The 17299-nt window shown below is 62.9% G+C and carries 17 protein-coding genes; all 17 read right to left on the bottom strand.

Annotated elements, in window-relative coordinates; translation table 11 throughout:
- Window positions 1-85 precede the first annotated feature (85 nt).
- A complete protein-coding gene (locus OHD58_RS10795) occupies window positions 86-355 on the bottom strand; it encodes a DUF1467 family protein (protein WP_263803250.1) in 270 nt (89 codons plus the stop codon).
- Window positions 356-389: 34 nt separating this feature from the next.
- The gene (mce, locus tag OHD58_RS10790; RefSeq protein WP_263803249.1) at window positions 390-794 is read right to left on the bottom strand and encodes a methylmalonyl-CoA epimerase; all 405 of its coding nucleotides are present in this window, start codon (window positions 792-794) and stop codon (window positions 390-392) included.
- A gap of 198 nt (window positions 795-992) precedes the next feature.
- Window positions 993-2663, bottom strand: a complete 1671-nt coding sequence (locus OHD58_RS10785) for a ribonuclease J (RefSeq protein ID WP_263803248.1) — start codon at window positions 2661-2663, stop codon at window positions 993-995.
- A 13-nt stretch (window positions 2664-2676) separates the two neighbouring features.
- Complete coding sequence (locus OHD58_RS10780; protein ID WP_263803246.1) at window positions 2677-3507, bottom strand: biotin--[acetyl-CoA-carboxylase] ligase; 831 nt, start codon at window positions 3505-3507, stop codon at window positions 2677-2679.
- A 4-nt stretch (window positions 3508-3511) separates the two neighbouring features.
- Complete coding sequence (nuoN, locus tag OHD58_RS10775; RefSeq protein WP_263803245.1) at window positions 3512-4942, bottom strand: NADH-quinone oxidoreductase subunit NuoN; 1431 nt, start codon at window positions 4940-4942, stop codon at window positions 3512-3514.
- 12 nt (window positions 4943-4954) lie between these two features.
- Window positions 4955-6457, bottom strand: coding sequence for an NADH-quinone oxidoreductase subunit M (locus OHD58_RS10770; protein ID WP_263803244.1), 1503 nt, complete (start codon window positions 6455-6457; stop codon window positions 4955-4957).
- 3 nt (window positions 6458-6460) lie between these two features.
- The gene (gene nuoL, locus OHD58_RS10765; RefSeq protein WP_263803243.1) at window positions 6461-8479 is read right to left on the bottom strand and encodes an NADH-quinone oxidoreductase subunit L; all 2019 of its coding nucleotides are present in this window, start codon (window positions 8477-8479) and stop codon (window positions 6461-6463) included.
- 10 nt (window positions 8480-8489) lie between these two features.
- The gene (gene nuoK / locus OHD58_RS10760; RefSeq protein ID WP_263803242.1) at window positions 8490-8798 is read right to left on the bottom strand and encodes an NADH-quinone oxidoreductase subunit NuoK; all 309 of its coding nucleotides are present in this window, start codon (window positions 8796-8798) and stop codon (window positions 8490-8492) included.
- Window positions 8799-8800: 2 nt separating this feature from the next.
- Window positions 8801-9421 (bottom strand): NADH-quinone oxidoreductase subunit J, encoded by a 621-nt coding sequence (locus OHD58_RS10755; protein ID WP_263803241.1) that lies wholly within the window; start codon window positions 9419-9421, stop codon window positions 8801-8803.
- Window positions 9422-9546: 125 nt separating this feature from the next.
- Entirely contained in the window at window positions 9547-10038 is a 492-nt protein-coding gene (gene nuoI, locus OHD58_RS10750; protein WP_149757084.1) for an NADH-quinone oxidoreductase subunit NuoI, read from the bottom strand.
- Between the two features lie 4 nt (window positions 10039-10042).
- The gene (locus OHD58_RS10745) at window positions 10043-10234 is read right to left on the bottom strand and encodes a hypothetical protein (RefSeq protein WP_263803239.1); all 192 of its coding nucleotides are present in this window, start codon (window positions 10232-10234) and stop codon (window positions 10043-10045) included.
- Window positions 10234-11280: an NADH-quinone oxidoreductase subunit NuoH gene (nuoH, locus tag OHD58_RS10740; RefSeq protein WP_263803238.1), complete on the bottom strand. Its 1047-nt coding sequence runs from the start codon at window positions 11278-11280 to the stop codon at window positions 10234-10236. Before nuoH ends, OHD58_RS10745 begins: the two co-directional genes overlap by 1 nt.
- 9 nt (window positions 11281-11289) lie before the next feature.
- Complete coding sequence (gene nuoG, locus OHD58_RS10735) at window positions 11290-13371, bottom strand: NADH-quinone oxidoreductase subunit NuoG (protein WP_263803237.1); 2082 nt, start codon at window positions 13369-13371, stop codon at window positions 11290-11292.
- Complete coding sequence (locus OHD58_RS10730) at window positions 13364-13789, bottom strand: hypothetical protein (protein ID WP_263803236.1); 426 nt, start codon at window positions 13787-13789, stop codon at window positions 13364-13366. The genes nuoG and OHD58_RS10730 overlap by 8 nt, the downstream gene beginning before the upstream one ends.
- Before the next feature lie 59 nt (window positions 13790-13848).
- Window positions 13849-14634 carry an NADH-ubiquinone dehydrogenase gene (locus OHD58_RS10725; protein WP_263803235.1) on the bottom strand — a complete coding sequence of 262 codons (786 nt, stop codon included), beginning with the start codon at window positions 14632-14634 and terminating at the stop codon, window positions 13849-13851.
- An 86-nt stretch (window positions 14635-14720) separates the two neighbouring features.
- Window positions 14721-16025, bottom strand: a complete 1305-nt coding sequence (gene nuoF, locus OHD58_RS10720) for an NADH-quinone oxidoreductase subunit NuoF (protein WP_263803234.1) — start codon at window positions 16023-16025, stop codon at window positions 14721-14723.
- A gap of 10 nt (window positions 16026-16035) precedes the next feature.
- The gene (locus tag OHD58_RS10715; protein WP_263803233.1) at window positions 16036-17298 is read right to left on the bottom strand and encodes an NADH-quinone oxidoreductase subunit E; all 1263 of its coding nucleotides are present in this window, start codon (window positions 17296-17298) and stop codon (window positions 16036-16038) included.
- Between the last annotated feature and the right edge of the window lies 1 nt (window position 17299).

Below are 17299 nucleotides of genomic sequence, written 5' to 3'. Positions count from 1 at the left end.
TGCATTTTTTTTTGCGCAATTCATCGAGTTGCCGGGTTTTATTCATGTTCCGGCTTAGAAAGCTGCGGAATACTGACGCAGCCGGCTAATCGAATTTCGGCACAAATCTCGGGATGTCGTCGAAGCTGTAGCCCAGCCCTTTGGTGATCCCGTAGAAGATCGCGACGATCAGCACCGAAACGACCGTCGTGCGGATCACCGTCTTGAGCATGTGCGCGCCGCGCGGCGCACTCGAAACGGTGCCGAGCGTCACGTCCTTGTCATCGTCCTGCGTGCGCAAGCCGAACGGCAGCATCGCGAACAGCACCGTCCACCAGATGATGAAGAAGACCGCGAAAAGCGATATCCAGGTCATGAGCCGGCCCTTATCCGTTGCGCGCCGTTCATCGTCATGCCTGCTCCAGCTCGACGAGCGTTCCCATGAAGTCCTTGGGGTGCAGGAAGAGCACCGGTTTGCCATGCGCGCCGGTCTTAGGGGTACCATCGCCGAGAACGCGTGCGCCCGACGCCTTCAGATGGTCGCGGGCGGCGAGGATGTCGTCGACCTCGTAGCAGACATGGTGCATGCCGCCCGACGGATTCTTCTCCAGGAACGCGGCGATCGGCGATCCTTCGCCGAGCGGTTCCAGCAGTTCGATCTTGGTGTTGCCCACATCGATGAAGACGATGGTCACGCCGTGCTCGGGCAATGCCTGCGGCGCCGTCACCCTGGCGCCCAGAGTCTCGCGATAAACCGCGCTGGCGGCCGCAAGGTCGGGCACCGCGATGGCGACATGATTGAGGCGTCCGAGCATTGTTGGTCCTGACTTCGCCATTTGATTCAGTGCGTCCTTCGAGGCTCGCTTCGTTCGCACCTCAGGATGAGGAGGTTGGCACAACCCCGTCGCCTCCGAAAGCAGCATGCCGGTACGGTCCTCATCCTGAGGTGCGAGCACCACTGGCGACGGAAAGCTTGGCGCCGCGTTCGCCTGCGAGCCTCGAAGGACGCGAAATCACCTCGTCACGAACACCGTCACCACCGGCTTCTTGCCCCAGGCTTCGTTGGCGGCACCGCGCACCGCGCGCCGCACCGCTTCCGAAACAAGGTCCAGGTCTTTTCGGCGCTGGCGCGGGATCGAGTCCACCGCGCCGATTGCCGCATCGAGCATCAAATCCTCCATGTCGTCGCCACGGGCATCGACCTGCGCGACACCGATGGCAACCAGATCCGGGTCGCCGGCGAGTTCGTATTTCTCGTCGAGCACGACATTGACCGCGACATGTCCGGCAAATGACAGCTTGCGGCGGTCGCGAATGCCGACCGCCTCGTCACTGCCGATCAGCTTGCCATCCTTGTAGATGCGCCCGAACGGCACCTGGTCGATGATCTCGGCCGGTCCGGGCGCCAGCCGCAGCATGTCGCCATTGCGCACCTGCGCGACCTCCGGAATGCCCGACATCGACATCAGCGACCCCTGCGCCACCAGATGGGCTGCTTCGCCATGCACCGGCACGCCGATCTTCGGCCGCGTCCATTCATACATGCGCTTCAGTTCGTTGCGGCGCGGATGGCCCGACACATGCACCAGCGCGTCGCTGTCCTCGATGATCTTGACGCCCTGGTCGATCAGGCCGTTCTTGATCTCCAGGATCGCCTTCTCGTTGCCCGGAATGGTTCGCGACGAAAACACAACCGTATCGCCGGGCGCCAGCGCCACGGTCTTCATCTCGTCACGCGCCAGCTTGGCAAGTGCCGCGCGCGGCTCGCCCTGGCTGCCGGTGCAGATGATGACCAGGTTTTCACGAGGAATGAAACCGTAGTCCTCCTCGGCGATGAATTCCGGCAGCCCATCCATGTAGCCGAGCTCGTCGGACACGCTGATCACGCGCTTCAGCGAACGGCCAAGTATCAGAACTTGCCGCCCACAATCACGCGCTGCTTCGGCGATCGACCGGATGCGCCCGACATTGGACGAGAAGGTGGTGACGGCGACGCGGCCCTTGGCTTCCTCGATGACCTTGCGCAGGCCTTTGCCGACCTCCTGCTCCGCCGGTGAATCGCCTTCGCGCATGGCGTTGGTGGAATCGCAGATCAGAGCCAGCACGCCCTTGTCGCCGAGCGCGCGGAAGCGCGCCTCGTCTGTCATCGGGCCGATCTCGGGACCCGGATCGATCTTCCAGTCGCCCGTGTGGATAACGGTGCCGGCCGGCGTGGTGATGGCCAGCGACACCGGCTCGGGGATCGAATGGGTGACGGCGACTGCTTCGATCTGGAACGGGCCGACGGTGAACGTTTCACCGGCCCGATAGATGTTCACCGGTATTTTCGGCGCACCGCTTTCAGACTGCCGCTTGGCCTCGAGCAGCCCGGCCGTGAACGGCGTCATCCAGCACTGAGCCTTCAACTTGGGCCACAGATCGAGCAGCGCGCCGTAATGGTCCTCGTGCGCATGGGTGATGACGATGCCCTTGAGACTACCGAGTTGCTCTTCGATGTAGCGGATATCGGGCAGCACCAAGTCGACGCCCGGCAGTTCCGGCCCAGGGAAGGTCACGCCGACATCGACGATGATCCATTCGCGTTTCGATGCCGGCCCGTAGCCGTAAAGCGCGAAATTCATGCCGATCTCGCCGACGCCGCCCAGCGGGACAAAGACCAGTTCGTTGTTGTTGCCGTTCGCCATATCTTTCAGCCTTTCAATCCGCACGCGCGGAGGCGACTGCTCCGAAATGGACGTCGCCAGCGGCAATCCTGAATTCGGCGCCCTGCCCGTCGCGGATCACGAAACGGCAGTCGCCATCGATCGTTTCGAAAATGCCGCGGACAACCTTGCCGTCGAGTTTCACCGCCACTTCGCTGCCGAGCCCGGCCGCCTGTGCCAGCCAGCGCCGCCTGATCTCGTCGAGCCCGCGGCCATCCGCCCAGCGCGCGCTGTTGTCCACCCAGGCATCCGACAGAGCCAGGAACAATGTTTCGGCGTCGCAATCCGATCCCAGCGCCCGAAGCGAGGTCGCCGGGTACGGCACATCCTCGGGATAGCCGACGACATTGACCCCGATGCCAACCGCCACCGCAAAACGGCCGTCGGCCAGCACCACCGATTCCAGCAGGATGCCCGAGAGCTTGGCGCCATGCGCCAGAACGTCGTTCGGCCATTTCAGCTCGAAACGATTCCTGCCGGCACGATCGCCGCCGCCATCGACGCCGACCGACAGTTTCACATCGGGCACCACTGCGTTGAGTGCGTCGGCAAGCGCCAGGCCGGCGACAAAGCCGAGCGTCGCCGCCACTTTCGGGTCAAAGCGCGCCACCAGCAGAAGCGTCGCGGCGAGATTGCCTTCCGGCGTCTGCCAGGGACGGCCGCGCCGGCCCCTGCCGGCTTCCTGCTTTTTCGAGACGATCCACAGCCTGCCGGCATCACCCGCCTGTGCGCGCTGCAGGGCGACCGCGTTGGTGGAACCGATGGTGTCGAACGCTTCGAGGCGGAAGCCGAGTGTAGTCGCCGAGGGCGCCAGCGAAAATGCCATCGCCTCAGAAGAACGTCTTGGCAGCTGCTGCCGCCATGGTGCCGATGGGACCGCCGATCAGCACGTAGAAAAGAACGAAGGCGCCGGAAAGACCGAGCACCAGCCGCAATTCGCCCGCCATCGGCTGGAACGCGCCCTTCGGCTCGTCGAACCACATGATCTTGATGATGCGCAGATAATAATAGGCGCCCACCACCGAGGTCAGCACGCCGATCACCGCCAGGGCGTAGAGATTGGCGTTGATGGCGGCGAGGAACACGTACCATTTCGCCCAGAAACCGGCGAGCGGCGGGATGCCGGCAAGCGAGAACATCAGGATGGTGAGGATCGTTGCCATGACCGGATTGGTCGCCGAAAGGCCGGCCAGTTCGTCGATCTGTTCGACATTCCTGTCGTTGCGGCGCATGGCGAGGATGAAGGCGAAGGTACCGAGCGTCATCGCCAGGTAGATCAGCATGTAGATGGCGACGCCGCGCACACCGGCCTCGGAGTTCGAAGCGAGGCCAACCAGCGCGAAGCCGATATGTCCGATCGACGAATAGGCCATCAGCCGCTTGATGTTGGTCTGGCCGATCGCGGCGAAGGAGCCGAGCGCCATCGAGGCGATCGAAATGAAGACGATGATCTGCTGCCAGTCGGCGGCGATCGGCTCGAAGGCGCCCATTGTGGCGCGCACCGTCAGGGCCATCGCCGCCATCTTGGGTGCTGCCGCCATGAAGGCGGTTACCGGCGTCGGTGCGCCCTCATAGACGTCGGGCGTCCACATGTGGAACGGCACCGCGGAAATCTTGAAGGCCAGGCCGGCAAGCACGAACACCAGGCCGAAGACCAGGCCGAGCTGCCGCTCGGCGCCGGTCAGCGCGGTCGCGATCGCATCGAAGCCCGTGTTGCCGGTGTAGCCGTAGACGAGGCTGATGCCGTAGAGCAGCATGCCCGAGGACAGGGCACCGAGGACGAAATACTTCAGGCCCGCCTCGGTCGAGCGCAGGCTGTCGCGATTGATGGCGGCAAGCACGTAGATCGCCAGCGACTGCAATTCGAGGCCGAGATAGAGCGTCAGCATGTCGTTCGCCGAAATCATCAGCATCATACCGAGCGTCGACAGAAGGATGAGCACCGGGAACTCGAACTTGTCGAATTTTTCCTGCTTGGCGAAGGAGAGCGACATGATCAGCGTCACCGCCGAGCCGATCAGCGCCAGCAGCTTCATGAAACGCGAGAACGGATCGCTGACAAAAGCTTTGCCAAAGGCTTCTCCGTCAGCCGGATAGACAAGAATCCAGCCGGCGGCGACCAGCAGCAGCACCGCCGCGAGCACGCTGATCGTCCTGTTGAGGCGTTCGCTTGAATAGACGCCCACCATCAGCAGCACCATCGCGCCGATTGCGATGATCAGTTCCGGTGTCGCCAGCGAAAGGCTCGTCGAGAGGTCCATGGTTCCGCCTTGTCAGTGCGCCGTCGCGGTCTGCGCGCCGAGCGATACGGTTACGTTGTTGACCAGCGACTTGACCGATTCCGCAGTCGCGTCGAACACCGGCGCCGGATAGACGCCGAAGAAGATGACCAGGATCGCCAGCGGATAGATGATCGTCTTTTCGCGCGGCGACAGGTCGAGCAGGCCCTTGAGGCTTTCCTTCGTCAGCGCGCCGAAGATCACCTTGCGGTAGAGCCAGAGCGCGTAGGCCGCCGACAGGATGACGCCGGTGGTGGCGAACAGCGCTACCCAGGTGTTGACCTTGAAGACGCCGAGCAGCGTCAGGAATTCGCCGATGAAGCCGCTGGTGCCCGGCAGACCGACATTGGCCATGGTGAAGATCAGGAACACCACCGCGTATTTCGGCATGTTGTTGACCAGCCCGCCATAGGCGGCGATCTCGCGGGTGTGCATGCGGTCGTAAACGACGCCGACGCAGAGGAACAGCGCGCCCGAGACGAGGCCGTGCGACAGCATCTGGAAGATCGACCCCTGGATGCCCTCCTGGTTCATCGCGAAGATGCCCATCGTCACGTAGCCCATGTGGGCGACCGAGGAATAGGCGATCAGCTTCTTCATGTCCTCCTGCATCAGCGCCACCAGCGAGGTGTAGATGATGGCGACGACCGAGAGCGTGAACACGAAGGGCGCGAAATATTCAGAGGCGAGCGGGAACATCGGCAGCGAGAAGCGGAGGAAGCCGTAGCCGCCCATCTTCAGCAGGATCGCGGCCAGGATGACGGAGCCCGCCGTCGGCGCCTCGACGTGCGCGTCCGGCAGCCAGGTGTGCACCGGCCACATCGGCATCTTCACCGCGAAGGACGCGAAGAAGGCCAGCCATAGCCACGTCTGCATGTTGGCCGGGAAATCGTGCGCCAAGAGCGTCGGGATGTCGGTGGTGCCGGCCTGCCAGAACATCGCCATGATGGCGAGCAACATCAGCACCGAACCGAGCAGCGTGTAGAGGAAGAATTTGAAGCTGGCATAGACGCGCCGCTTGCCGCCCCAGACACCGATGATGATGAACATCGGGATGAGGCCGGCCTCGAAGAACACGTAGAACAGCACGATATCCAGCGCGCAGAACACGCCGATCATCAGCGTTTCCAGGATCAGGAAGGCGATCATGTATTCCTTGACGCGCTTCTCCACCGATTCCCAGCTGGCCAGGATGCAGAACGGCATCAGGAACGTCGTCAGGATGACGAACAGCATCGAAATGCCGTCGACGCCCATGTGATAGGAAATGCCCGAATCCAGCCATCCCGTCTTCTCGACGAACTGGAAACCGGGATCGGAATTGTCGAAGCCCGTCCAGATGAAGACCGACAGCACGAACGTGATGACGGTCGTCCACAGCGCGATCATGCGCACGTTGCGGCGCGCGCTTTCGTTGTCGTCGCGCACGAACAGGATCAGGAGCACGCCGACCAGCGGCAGGAAGGTGACCGCGGAAAGAATGGGCCAGTCGGTCATGATCTAGAACGAGCTCCCGAGCATCATCCAGGTGACCAGCGCCGCGACCCCGATCAGCATTGCGAAGGCGTAGTGGTAGAGATAGCCGCTCTGCAGCTTCACCACCCGGTTGGTGACGTCGACGACCCGCGCGGAAATGCCGTCAGGACCGAGGCCGTCGATGACCGCACCGTCACCCTTCTTCCACAGGAAAGTGCCGAGGCGCTTGGCCGGATTGACGAACAGGAAATCGTAGAGTTCGTCGAAATACCACTTGTTGAGCAGGAAGGCGTAGAGCCCGCGATGCTGTGCGGCCAGTTGCTTCGGCGTTTCCGGCGAGCGGATGTAGAACTGGTAGGCGACGAAGAAGCCGGCGAGCATGGCGACGAACGGCGCCAGCTTCACCCAGAACGGCACATCGTGGAAATCGTGCAGGATGTGGTTGTCCGGCAGCGTGAACAGCGCGGTCCGCCAGAAATCCTCGTAACCTTCGCCGATGAACGGCCCGTGGAAGATGACGCCGGCAAACAGAGCGCCGGCGGCGAGGATGACCAGCGGCACCAGCATCACCGGCGGCGATTCATGCACATGGTGCATGACGTCGTGGCTGGCCCGCGGCTCACCATGGAAGGTCATGAAAATCAGGCGCCAAGAATAGAAGCTGGTGAAGCAGGCGGCGATCGTCAGCATGATGAAGGCGAAGCCGGCCATCGGATTGTGGGCGATGAAGGACGATTCGATGATGGCGTCCTTGGAGAAGAAGCCGGCGGTGCCGATGATGGTGAACGGGATGCCGACGCCGGTCAGCGCCAGCGTGCCGATGATCATCATCCAGTAGGTGTACGGGATGAGCTTCCGCAGGCCGCCCATATTACGCATGTCCTGCTCGTCTGAAACCGCGTGGATGACGGAACCGGAGCCGAGGAACAGCAGCGCCTTGAAGAAGGCGTGGGTGAACAGGTGAAAGATCGCCGCCGAATAGAAGCCGAGGCCGAGCGCCACGAACATGTAACCGAGCTGCGAGCAGGTCGAATAGGCGATGACGCGCTTGATGTCGTTCTGCACCAGGCCGACGGTCGCCGCGAAGAAGGCGGTAAAGGCACCGACGAAGGTGACCACGATCAGCGCCGTGTGCGACAGTTCGAACAGCGGCGACAGGCGGGCCAGCATGAAGACGCCGGCGGTGACCATGGTGGCGGCATGGATCAGCGCCGACACCGGCGTCGGGCCTTCCATGGCGTCGGGCAGCCAGGTGTGGAGCGGCACCTGCGCCGACTTGCCCATGGCGCCCATGAACAGCAGCAGGCAGACGACGGTGAGGGCTGCCTGCTTGTCGAGCGCGTAGCCGAGGAAATTGAGTACCGTCTCGCCATGCTCGGCGGTTGCCGCAGCACCAGCCTCGGCGCCGTGTGCCGCAGCCGGAATGAACGACGCCGCATTGGCGAAGATGGTGTCGAGATTGACCGAGCCGAACAGCACGAACACGCCGAAGATGCCGAGCGCGAAGCCGAAATCGCCAACGCGATTGACGACGAAAGCCTTGATCGCCGCGGCGTTGGCCGATGGCTTCTTGTACCAGAAGCCGATCAGCAGATAGGAGGCGAGACCGACGCCTTCCCAGCCGAAGAACATCTGCACCAGGTTGCCGGAGGTCACCAGCATCAGCATGGCAAAGGTGAACAGCGACAGATAGGCGAAGAAGCGCGGCCGGTGCGGATCGTGGTGCATGTAGCCGATGGAGTAGATGTGCACCAACGCCGAGACGGTGTTGACCACCACCAGCATGACGACGGTCAGCGTGTCGATCCTCAGCGCCCAGTCGGCCTCGAGCGAGCCCGACTGGATGAAGCGCAGCACCGGCACGGTGAACGTCTCCGTCTCGGAGAAGCCGACCGAGAAGAAGGCGACCCATGACAACACCGCCGACACCACCAGGAAACCCGAGGTGATGTATTCGGACGCCTTGGCGCCGATCTGATTGCCGAGCAGGCCGGCGATCAGAAAACCGAGAAGCGGCAGGAAGACGATGACGTTGTAAAGCATCTTGGTCCCGTCAGCCCTTCATCATGTTGACGTCTTCGACCGCGATCGAGCCGCGGTTGCGGAAGAAGACGACGAGAATGGCAAGCCCGATCGCCGCTTCGGCGGCGGCCACCGTCAGCACGAACAGCGCGAAAACCTGGCCGACGAGATCGCCGAGCGCTGCCGAAAACGCCACGAAGTTGATGTTGACGGCAAGCAGGATGAGTTCGATCGACATCAGGATGATGATGATGTTCTTGCGGTTCAGGAAAATGCCGAACACGCCAAGCGTGAACAGGATCGCCGAGAGGGTCAGATAGTGTGAGATGCCGACTACCATCGTCAAAGCCCCTTGCCCGTCTCGACTTTTTTGATCTCGATCGCCGTGGCCGGCGTGCGCGCCACCTGCGCCGGGATCGACTGCCGCTTGACCCCTTCCTTGTGGCGCAGCGTCAGCACGATGGCGCCGATCATGGCGACCAGGAGAACGAGGCCGGCGATCTGGAAGAAGAAGATGTAGTCTGTGTAGAGCACGTCGCCGAGTGCCGCCGTGTTGTGCGTCGTGGCGATATCCGGGATCGGCTTGGCGATGCCGCCGGCAAGCTGCGGCGTAAAGGCATAGCCGCCGAGCACAGCGATCAGTTCGGCCGCGAGGATCAGCCCGACCAGCGCCCCGACCGGCGCATATTGCAGGGCGCCGCTCTTCAGTTCGGCAAAGTCGACGTCGAGCATCATGACGACGAACAGGAACAGGACGGCGACGGCGCCGACATAGACGACGAGCAGGATCATCGCCAGGAATTCGGCGCCGGTTAGCAGGAACAGCCCAGCCGCGTTGAAGAAGGTCAGGATCAGGTAGAGCACCGAGTGCACGGGATTGCGCGCGGAGATGACCATGAAGGCCGCTCCGATCGCAATAAAGGCGAAGAGGTAGAAAAATGCCGCCTCTAATCCGTTAAGCATGGGTATCCCGATCTTCCTGGCAAGAATGCCGAAGCACCCTGCCCCTCTCTGGCCAGCGCCCGCCTCCGGTCCGCAAGCCGCGTGTTCCTTAGACGACCGGCACGCGGTCGTCCATCATTCAAACCTCACCGATACGGCGCATCCAAAGCGATGTTGCGCGCGATCTCGCGCTCCCACCGGTCGCCGTTGGCCAGGAGCTTGTCCTTGTCGTAATAAAGCTCCTCGCGCGTCTCGGTCGCGAACTCGAAATTCGGCCCCTCCACGATGGCGTCGACCGGGCAGGCCTCCTGGCAGAAGCCGCAATAGATGCACTTCACCATGTCGATGTCGTAGCGCACGGTACGCCGCGTGCCATCGTTGCGGCGCGGGCCGGCCTCGATGGTGATCGCCTGCGCCGGGCAGATCGCCTCGCAGAGCTTGCAGGCGATGCAGCGTTCCTCGCCATTGGGATAGCGGCGCAGCGCGTGCTCACCGCGGAAGCGCGGCGAGATCGGCCCCTTTTCGTGCGGATAGTTCAGCGTCGCCTTGGGCGCGAAGAACTGCCGCATCGACAGGAAGAAGGCGCCGACGAAATCCTTCAGAAGCAGCGACTTGGCGGCTTGGGCTAGCGCTGACATGAACTTAATCTCCAGTGATCAGCCCGCCGGCGAAAGCGCCGAGGACTGGAAGCAGTGCGAGGTCGACGATGGACGCCAGCTTGAGGACTGTTTTGGTCTCGGGCAGTTCGACGCGACTCGCGAGCGCCCGCATTGCGACGAACCCGACAATGCCCAGGGCCAGGCCGATCAGTGCGCCGCTCCACATGCCTGACATCACGCCATCCCCGTCAGTTTGAGGACGGCCGCGGTGATCACCACCATTGCCAGCGAGATCGGCAGGAACACCTTCCAGCCCAGCCGCATCAGCTGGTCGTAGCGGTAGCGCGGCACGAACGCCTTCACCATGGCGAACATGAAGAACACCATGCACACCTTCAGCACGAACCAGATGACGCCCGGCACCCAGGTGAACGGCGCGAAGTCGAAGGGTGGCAGCCAGCCGCCGAGGAACAGGATCGTGGTGAGCGCGCACATCAGCACGATCGCGACGTATTCGCCGAGGAAGAACAGCAGGAACGGCGTCGACGAGTATTCGATCATGTGGCCGGCGACGAGTTCCGATTCGGCCTCGACCAGGTCGAAGGGCGGCCGGTTCGTCTCGGCGAGCGCCGAGATGAAGAACACGATGAACATCGGGAACAGCGCCAGCCAGTGCCAGTCGAGGAAGCTGTTGGGCAAGCCGAGGCGGGTGCCGATGCCGTCGCCCTGCGACATCACGATGTCGGTGAGGTTCAGGGAACCGACGCAGAGCAGCACCGTGATGATGACGAAGCCGATCGACACTTCGTACGACACCATCTGCGCTGCCGAGCGCAGCGCGCCGAGGAACGGATATTTCGAGTTCGACGCCCAGCCACCCATGATGACGCCGTAGACTTCCAGCGACGAGATGGCGAAGACGTAGAGGATGCCGACATTGACGTTGGCGATCGCCCAGCCGTCGGCGACGGGAATGACCGCCCAGGCGGCAAGCGCCAGCACCGCCGACACCAGCGGCGCGAGAAGAAAAACGCCCTTGTTGGCGCCGGAGGGGATGACCGGCTCCTTGAATACGAACTTCAAGAGATCGGCAAAAGCTTGCAGCAGCCCCCACGGCCCGACCACGTTTGGCCCGCGGCGAAGCTGCACGGCAGCCCAGATCTTGCGGTCGGCATAAAGGATGTAGGCGACGAAAATCAGAAGCACGACGATCAGCACGACCGACTTCAGAAGCACGATCAGCGCCGGCAGCACGTAGAAGGAGAAAAATGTGTCTTCCATGCCCCGCCCTTACTCGGCTGCCTGCTTGAAGCCGCCCTTCGCCAGGGCCGAACATTCGGCCATGACGGCGGAGGCCCGCGCGATCGGGTTCGTCAGATAGAAGTCTTTGACCGGCGAGGCAAATGCAGCCTTGCCGAGGCGTCCGCCGAGCTTGGCCGCGGCCGAGATCGCACCAGCATCCGCCGGGCCCACATGGTCGATCGCGGCGAAATGCGGGAATTCGGCGTGCAGCCTGGCGCGCAGTTGCGGAAGCGAATCGAACGGCAGTTTTTTGCCGAGCACGTCGGACAGCGCACGCAGGATCGCCCAATCTTCCTTTGCTTCGCCCGGCGCGAAGCCGGCACGATTGGTCTGCTGCACGCGGCCTTCGGTGTTGACGTAGGTGCCCGACTTCTCGGTATAGGCAGCACCCGGCAGCACCACATCCGCACGGTGTGCGCCGGCATCGCCATGGCTGCCGATATAGACGACAAAAGCCTCACCGGCGCTCTTCAGGTCGAGTTCGTCGGCACCGAGCAGGAACAGCACGTCGGACGAGCCGAGCATTTCGGCGACGTCCTTGCCGCCCTTGCCCGGCACGAAGCCGACATCGAGGCCGCCGACGCGCGCGGCAGCCGTGTGCAGCACCGCAAAGCCGTTCCATTCCGGCGTCACCGCACCGACCGCTCCGGCGAGTTTCGCCGCAAGACCGAGCACCGGCTTGCCGTCGGCACGCGCCAACGCGCCCTGCCCGACGATGATCAGCGGGCGCGATGCTTTCTTGAGTACCTGGAAGAATTTGCCGTTGCCGTCCGCCAGTTCCTTCAGCGTGTCCGGACCCGCGCCCAGCATCTCGTAGTCGTATCTGAGGTCGCCGACATCGCCGATGACGCCGACCGGCAGGTTGCCGGCGCGCCAGCGCTTGCGGATGCGCGCATTGAGGACGGAAGCCTCCCAACGCGGATTGGCGCCGATGATCAGCACGGCATCGGCCTTCTCGATGCCTTCGATGGTGGGGTTGAACAGATAGCTGGCACGGCCGAGTGCCGGATCGAGCGCCGTGCCGTCCTGGCGGCAATCGGTATTCGCCGAGCCGAGCGACAGCATCAAAAGCTTCAGCGCATACATCTCCTCGACGGTTGCGAGATCGCCGGCAATCGCGCCGATTTTCTCGCCGCTGGTCTTGTCGACGGCCTTCTTCACCGCCGCAAAGGCTTCCGGCCAGGTCGCCGGCTTCAGCTTGCCGCCCGAGCGCACATACGGCCTGTCGAGGCGCTGGGTGCGCAAGCCGTCCCAGATGAAGCGGGTCTTGTCCGAGATCCACTCCTCGTTCACCTCTTCGTTGACGCGCGGCATGATGCGCATCACTTCACGGCCTCTGGAATCGACGCGGATCGCAGAGCCGACCGCGTCCATCACGTCGATCGATTCGGTCTTGGTCAGTTCCCACGGCCGCGCCTGGAAAGCGTAGGGCTTCGAGGTCAGCGCGCCGACCGGGCAGAGGTCGATGACGTTGCCCTGCAGTTCCGAGGTCATGGCGCTTTCGAGATAGGTGGTGATCTCGGCGTCCTCGCCGCGGCCGATCAGGCCGAGCTCGGAAATGCCCGCCACCTCGGTAGTGAAGCGGACGCACCGCGTGCAATGGATGCAGCGGTTCATGATCGTCTTGACCAGCGGGCCGATGTACTTGTCTTCGACGGCGCGCTTGTTCTCGTGATAGCGCGAGGCATCGACGCCGAACGCCATCGCCTGGTCCTGCAGGTCGCATTCGCCGCCCTGGTCGCAGATCGGGCAGTCGAGCGGATGGTTGATCAGCAGGAATTCCATGACGCCCTCGCGGGCCTTCTTCACCATCGGCGTATTGGTGAAGATCTCCGGCGCTTCGCCATTCGGTCCGGGGCGCAGATCGCGCACGCCCATGGCGCAGGAGGCCGCCGGCTTCGGCGGTCCGCCCTTCACCTCGACCAGGCACATGCGGCAATTGCCGGCGATCGACAGCCGCTCATGGAAGCAGAAACGCGGCACTTCCGCGCCGGCCTCTTCCGCCGCCTGCAGCAGCGTGTAGTGGTCGGGTACCTCGATCTCTTTGCCGTCGACCTTGAGCTTAGCCATGCTGGACGTTCCGTAGATTTGGATTGAGCCGACCGATCAGCTCGCTGATTTCAGGCGTCACGTTCCGGTAGTATCCGGAACTTTCATAGTGCTTCGATGCGAAATATTGCTGGTGGTAGCGCAGTTGCTCTTGCAGTGTGTGGCCCCAGTCGCTCCGTTTCGACAGCGCGAAGATCTCTTCCGCCATGGTTTCCATGTAGCTGACGAACCACTCGTATTTCTCGAATTTCAGCCGGTCGCCGTCGAAGGTGAGCGCATCGTAGTCGACGTTCGCCAGCGACGGATTGGCCATCTCGGGATTTTCGAAGGCGAGTGTCTGGTATTCCGCATAGAGCTGTTTGGCGGATGACTCGTGGTCTATCTGGATGGATTTGAAATACTGCCAGATGCCCAGAACGACCACAAAGATGGTCAGCATGAAACCGCTGGCGGTTCCCAACTCCGAAAGCTTCTGAGAGTTTTCCCACGCCCACATCGCTAGCTTTCGCGTCCCTCGGCCAGCTTCAACGCCTGCCCGATCCAGCCGTCACGGCCGATACGGCCCTTGAAGCCGAAATAATCCTCAAGCCAGGCGATCTCCTCGCGGCCGAGTTCGGCGATCTGCGCGTAGGTCCAGACGCCCAGACCATTCAGAACCGTCTCCAGTTTCGGGCCGACACCGGAAATCAGCTTCAGGTCATCAGGTTTCTTCGGCTTCGCAATCGCCTTCGGCTGGCGGAAATCCTCCGGCATCAGGTCGGCGGCGGTTTCGACGGCCGCAGGCGTGACAAGTTTTTCGTTCGCTTTTTCAAAAGCTTCCGGAACCTGGTTCACGGCCTTTTTGACAATTTCGGCTTTAGGTTTCTCGACCGGCGCCGGCTTGGCCTTGATGACAGGCTCGACGGCTTTCGCAACGACCTTCGCGGTCTCGCGCGCCACAGTCTGCGCGTCGGCAATCAGCGTATCTGCCGCAGCCCGGGCGCGTTTGACCGGCGTGTTCGTCCTGTCGCGGAAATCGTCGAGCTTCGCTTCGTCGAAGAATGGCGTGAACATGCGCTGCGACATCTCGGCCGCACCGGCGACGGCGCCCATCCAGATGCCGAAGGCATGGCTGGCGGCGCCAAGCCCGAGCGCGGAAACAGCAGCGACGCCGGCCACCGGATGCACCATCAGATTGACGGCGCCGGTAAACTCCTTCGGCATCAGTGCGGACAGTTCCTTGCTCATCTCTTCCAGTTTCTTCGCGTCAGGCAACAATTCATCGGGGATTGGAAACATCGACATTGGCAGATCTCCTTGCCGTTCTTCCTAGTACCCTCTTTCCTGCCGTTTCCTTCGGACCTTGTGGCCCGCACTTTCGAAAGTTCGTCCTATTCCGCCGCCACCAGCACCGGCTCCGCGCGGTGCGCGTTGCGCGAAAACTCGTCGATGCGCCGCTCCACTTCGCCGCGGAAATGCCGCATCAGGCCCTGGATCGGCCACGCGGCCGCGTCGCCCAGCGCGCAGATCGTGTGGCCTTCCACCTGCTTGGTCACGTCGAGCAGCATGTCGATCTCACGCTTCTGCGCTTCGCCGCGCACCAGGCGCTCCATGACCCGCCACATCCAACCGGTGCCTTCGCGGCACGGCGTGCACTGGCCGCAGCTCTCATGCTTGTAGAAATAGCTGAGCCGGGCAATCGCCTTCACGATGTCGGTCGACTTGTCCATGACGATCACCGCCGCCGTGCCGAGGCCCGACTTAAGATCGCGCAGCGCGTCGAAATCCATCGGCACGTCGATGATCTGCTCGGCCGGCACCAGCGGCACCGAGGCGCCGCCCGGAATGACCGCCAGAAGATTGTCCCAGCCCCCGCGAATGCCGCCACAATGCGTCTCGATCAGTTCGCGGAACGGGATCGACATGGCTTCTTCGACCGTGCACGGATTGTTCACGTGCCCGGAGATGCAGAACAGCTTGGTGCCGACATTGTTCGGCCGGCCGAAGGACGAGAACCATGAAGCGCCGCGGCGCAGGATGGTCGGCGCAACAGCGATCGACTCGACATTGTTGACCGTGGTCGGGCAGCCGTAGAGGCCGACATTGGCCGGGAAAGGCGGCTTCAGGCGCGGCTGGCCCTTCTTGCCTTCCAGGCTTTCAAGCAGCGCGGTTTCCTCGCCGCAGATATAAGCGCCGGCGCCGTGATGGACGTAGATGTCGAAATCGTAGCCCGAGGTGTTGCCCTTGCCGATCAGCTTGGCGGCATAAGCCTCGTCGATGGCGCGCTGCAGCGCCTCGCGCTCGCGGATGAACTCGCCGCGCACATAGATATAAGCGGCAATCGCACCCATGGCGAAGCCGGCGACCAGGCAGCCCTCGACCAGCGTATGCGGGTCATGGCGCAAGATATCGCGGTCCTTGCAGGTGCCCGGCTCGGACTCGTCGGCGTTGACGACGAGATAGCTCGGACGCCCGTCGCTCTGCTTGGGCATGAACGACCATTTCAGGCCGGTCGGGAAGCCGGCGCCGCCACGGCCGCGCAGGCCCGACGCCTTCATCTCGTTGACGATCCATTCGCGGCCCTTGGCGATCAGCCCCGGGGTATTGTCCCAGTGGCCGCGCGCCTGCGCGCCGGCCAGCGACTTGTCGAACTGGCCGTAGATGTTGTTGAAGATGCGGTCCTTGTCCTGAAGCATGTTTCGTCCCTCAGACCGGCTTCTTGCCGAAGACGCGGATGTATTCGGCGACCCCGCCCTTGGCGAGCGCCTTGGCCTGTTTCACCCAGTCGTCGCGCTCGATGCGGCCCTTGAAGTTCAGATAACCGTCAACCCAGTCGCGCTCGGCCTTCTTCCACGAAGCGACCTGCGCGAAGGTGAAGATGCCGAGATCATGCAGGACGACCTCGATCTTCGGGCCGACGCCGGAGATCAGCTTGAGATCATCGACGGCGGCAGGCTTCTTGACGGCAGCCGGGCGGTTCTTGTCGGTCAGCGACGGTTTTGACTGCTTGGCCGCCACCTTCTTGCCACCCGCGCCGATCGGCTCGCCCTTGAGCATTTCCGGCGCCTGGTAGGCGCCTTCGGCGGGCTTGAGCGGGATCGGCCGGGTGCGCTTCTTGTCCTTCACCGCTTCGACGGCAGGTTCGGCCTTGTCAGCCTGCGCAGCGCTGAATTTCGGCGCCGGCGACGGTGTTTCGGCTGCCGGTGCGGGTTTCTTGGCGGCCTTTGCAGGCGCCTTCAGCGTCGGGTTCGTCTCCGATGCTTCCGTCTTGGGCTTGGCTGCATTCGACGGTGGCACGACGGCGGCGGCCTTGGCTGCCTCCTTGGCTTCCTCGGCACGCGCCGCCTTGAGGATCGGCTTTTCGCTCCGCAGCGAGGTCAGGCCGGATTCCGGCGCCGAGTAGATCCGCTTGACCTGCGGTCCCACCGGTACCTTGGCACCCTTGCCCGCCTCGAACTCGTCGATGATCTCGCCAAGCCGCTCCGGCGTCAGGTCCTCGAAAGTATCCTTGAAAATCATCACCATCGGCGCGTTCACGCAGGCGCCGAGGCATTCGACCTCCTCCCACGAGAGCGTGCCGGCGTCGTTGGTGTGGAACTGCTCGTGATGGATTTTCGAGCGGCAGACATCCATCAGCGCTTCCGAGCCGCGCAGCATGCACGGGGTCGTGCCGCACACCTGAACGTGGGCACGCGTGCCGACCGGCTTCAACTGGAACTGCGTGTAGAACGTCGCCACTTCCAGCGCGCGGATGTAGGGCATTTCCAGCAAATCGGCGATCGATTCGATTGCCGATTTGGTGACCCAGCCTTCCTGCTCCTGCGCCAGCATCAAAAGCGGAATGACCGCCGATTGCTCACGCCCCTTCGGATATTTGTTGATCCACTGTTTTGCCGATGCCGCATTCGCCTTGTTGAAGGCGAAGCTGGCTGGCTGGACGGCTGGCTCTGCAAGTCTGCGGACGGACATT

This window comes from Mesorhizobium sp. ZC-5 (assembly GCF_025753855.1).
Taxonomy (GTDB): domain Bacteria; phylum Pseudomonadota; class Alphaproteobacteria; order Rhizobiales; family Rhizobiaceae; genus Neomesorhizobium.
Note: the sequence above shows the minus strand (reverse complement) of the source record. Positions and strands in the feature narration are given on the sequence as shown.

Coding starts and splice junctions, on each gene's coding strand:
- nuoL (WP_263803243.1), bottom strand. CDS start 8,479: ATGCTTTACAACGTCATCGTCTTCCTGCCGCTTCTCGGTTTTCTGATC.
- nuoI (WP_149757084.1), bottom strand. CDS start 10,038: ATGTCAGCGCTAGCCCAAGCCGCCAAGTCGCTGCTTCTGAAGGATTTC.
- OHD58_RS10725 (WP_263803235.1), bottom strand. CDS start 14,634: ATGTCGATGTTTCCAATCCCCGATGAATTGTTGCCTGACGCGAAGAAA.
- nuoH (WP_263803238.1), bottom strand. CDS start 11,280: ATGGAAGACACATTTTTCTCCTTCTACGTGCTGCCGGCGCTGATCGTG.
- OHD58_RS10755 (WP_263803241.1), bottom strand. CDS start 9,421: ATGCTTAACGGATTAGAGGCGGCATTTTTCTACCTCTTCGCCTTTATT.
- nuoF (WP_263803234.1), bottom strand. CDS start 16,025: ATGCTTCAGGACAAGGACCGCATCTTCAACAACATCTACGGCCAGTTC.
- nuoK (WP_263803242.1), bottom strand. CDS start 8,798: ATGGTAGTCGGCATCTCACACTATCTGACCCTCTCGGCGATCCTGTTC.
- OHD58_RS10780 (WP_263803246.1), bottom strand. CDS start 3,507: ATGGCATTTTCGCTGGCGCCCTCGGCGACTACACTCGGCTTCCGCCTC.
- mce (WP_263803249.1), bottom strand. CDS start 794: ATGCTCGGACGCCTCAATCATGTCGCCATCGCGGTGCCCGACCTTGCG.
- nuoG (WP_263803237.1), bottom strand. CDS start 13,371: ATGGCTAAGCTCAAGGTCGACGGCAAAGAGATCGAGGTACCCGACCAC.
- OHD58_RS10770 (WP_263803244.1), bottom strand. CDS start 6,457: ATGACCGACTGGCCCATTCTTTCCGCGGTCACCTTCCTGCCGCTGGTC.
- nuoN (WP_263803245.1), bottom strand. CDS start 4,942: ATGGACCTCTCGACGAGCCTTTCGCTGGCGACACCGGAACTGATCATC.
- OHD58_RS10785 (WP_263803248.1), bottom strand. CDS start 2,663: ATGGCGAACGGCAACAACAACGAACTGGTCTTTGTCCCGCTGGGCGGC.
- OHD58_RS10730 (WP_263803236.1), bottom strand. CDS start 13,789: ATGCTGACCATCTTTGTGGTCGTTCTGGGCATCTGGCAGTATTTCAAA.
- OHD58_RS10745 (WP_263803239.1), bottom strand. CDS start 10,234: ATGTCAGGCATGTGGAGCGGCGCACTGATCGGCCTGGCCCTGGGCATT.
- OHD58_RS10715 (WP_263803233.1), bottom strand. CDS start 17,298: ATGTCCGTCCGCAGACTTGCAGAGCCAGCCGTCCAGCCAGCCAGCTTC.
- OHD58_RS10795 (WP_263803250.1), bottom strand. CDS start 355: ATGACCTGGATATCGCTTTTCGCGGTCTTCTTCATCATCTGGTGGACG.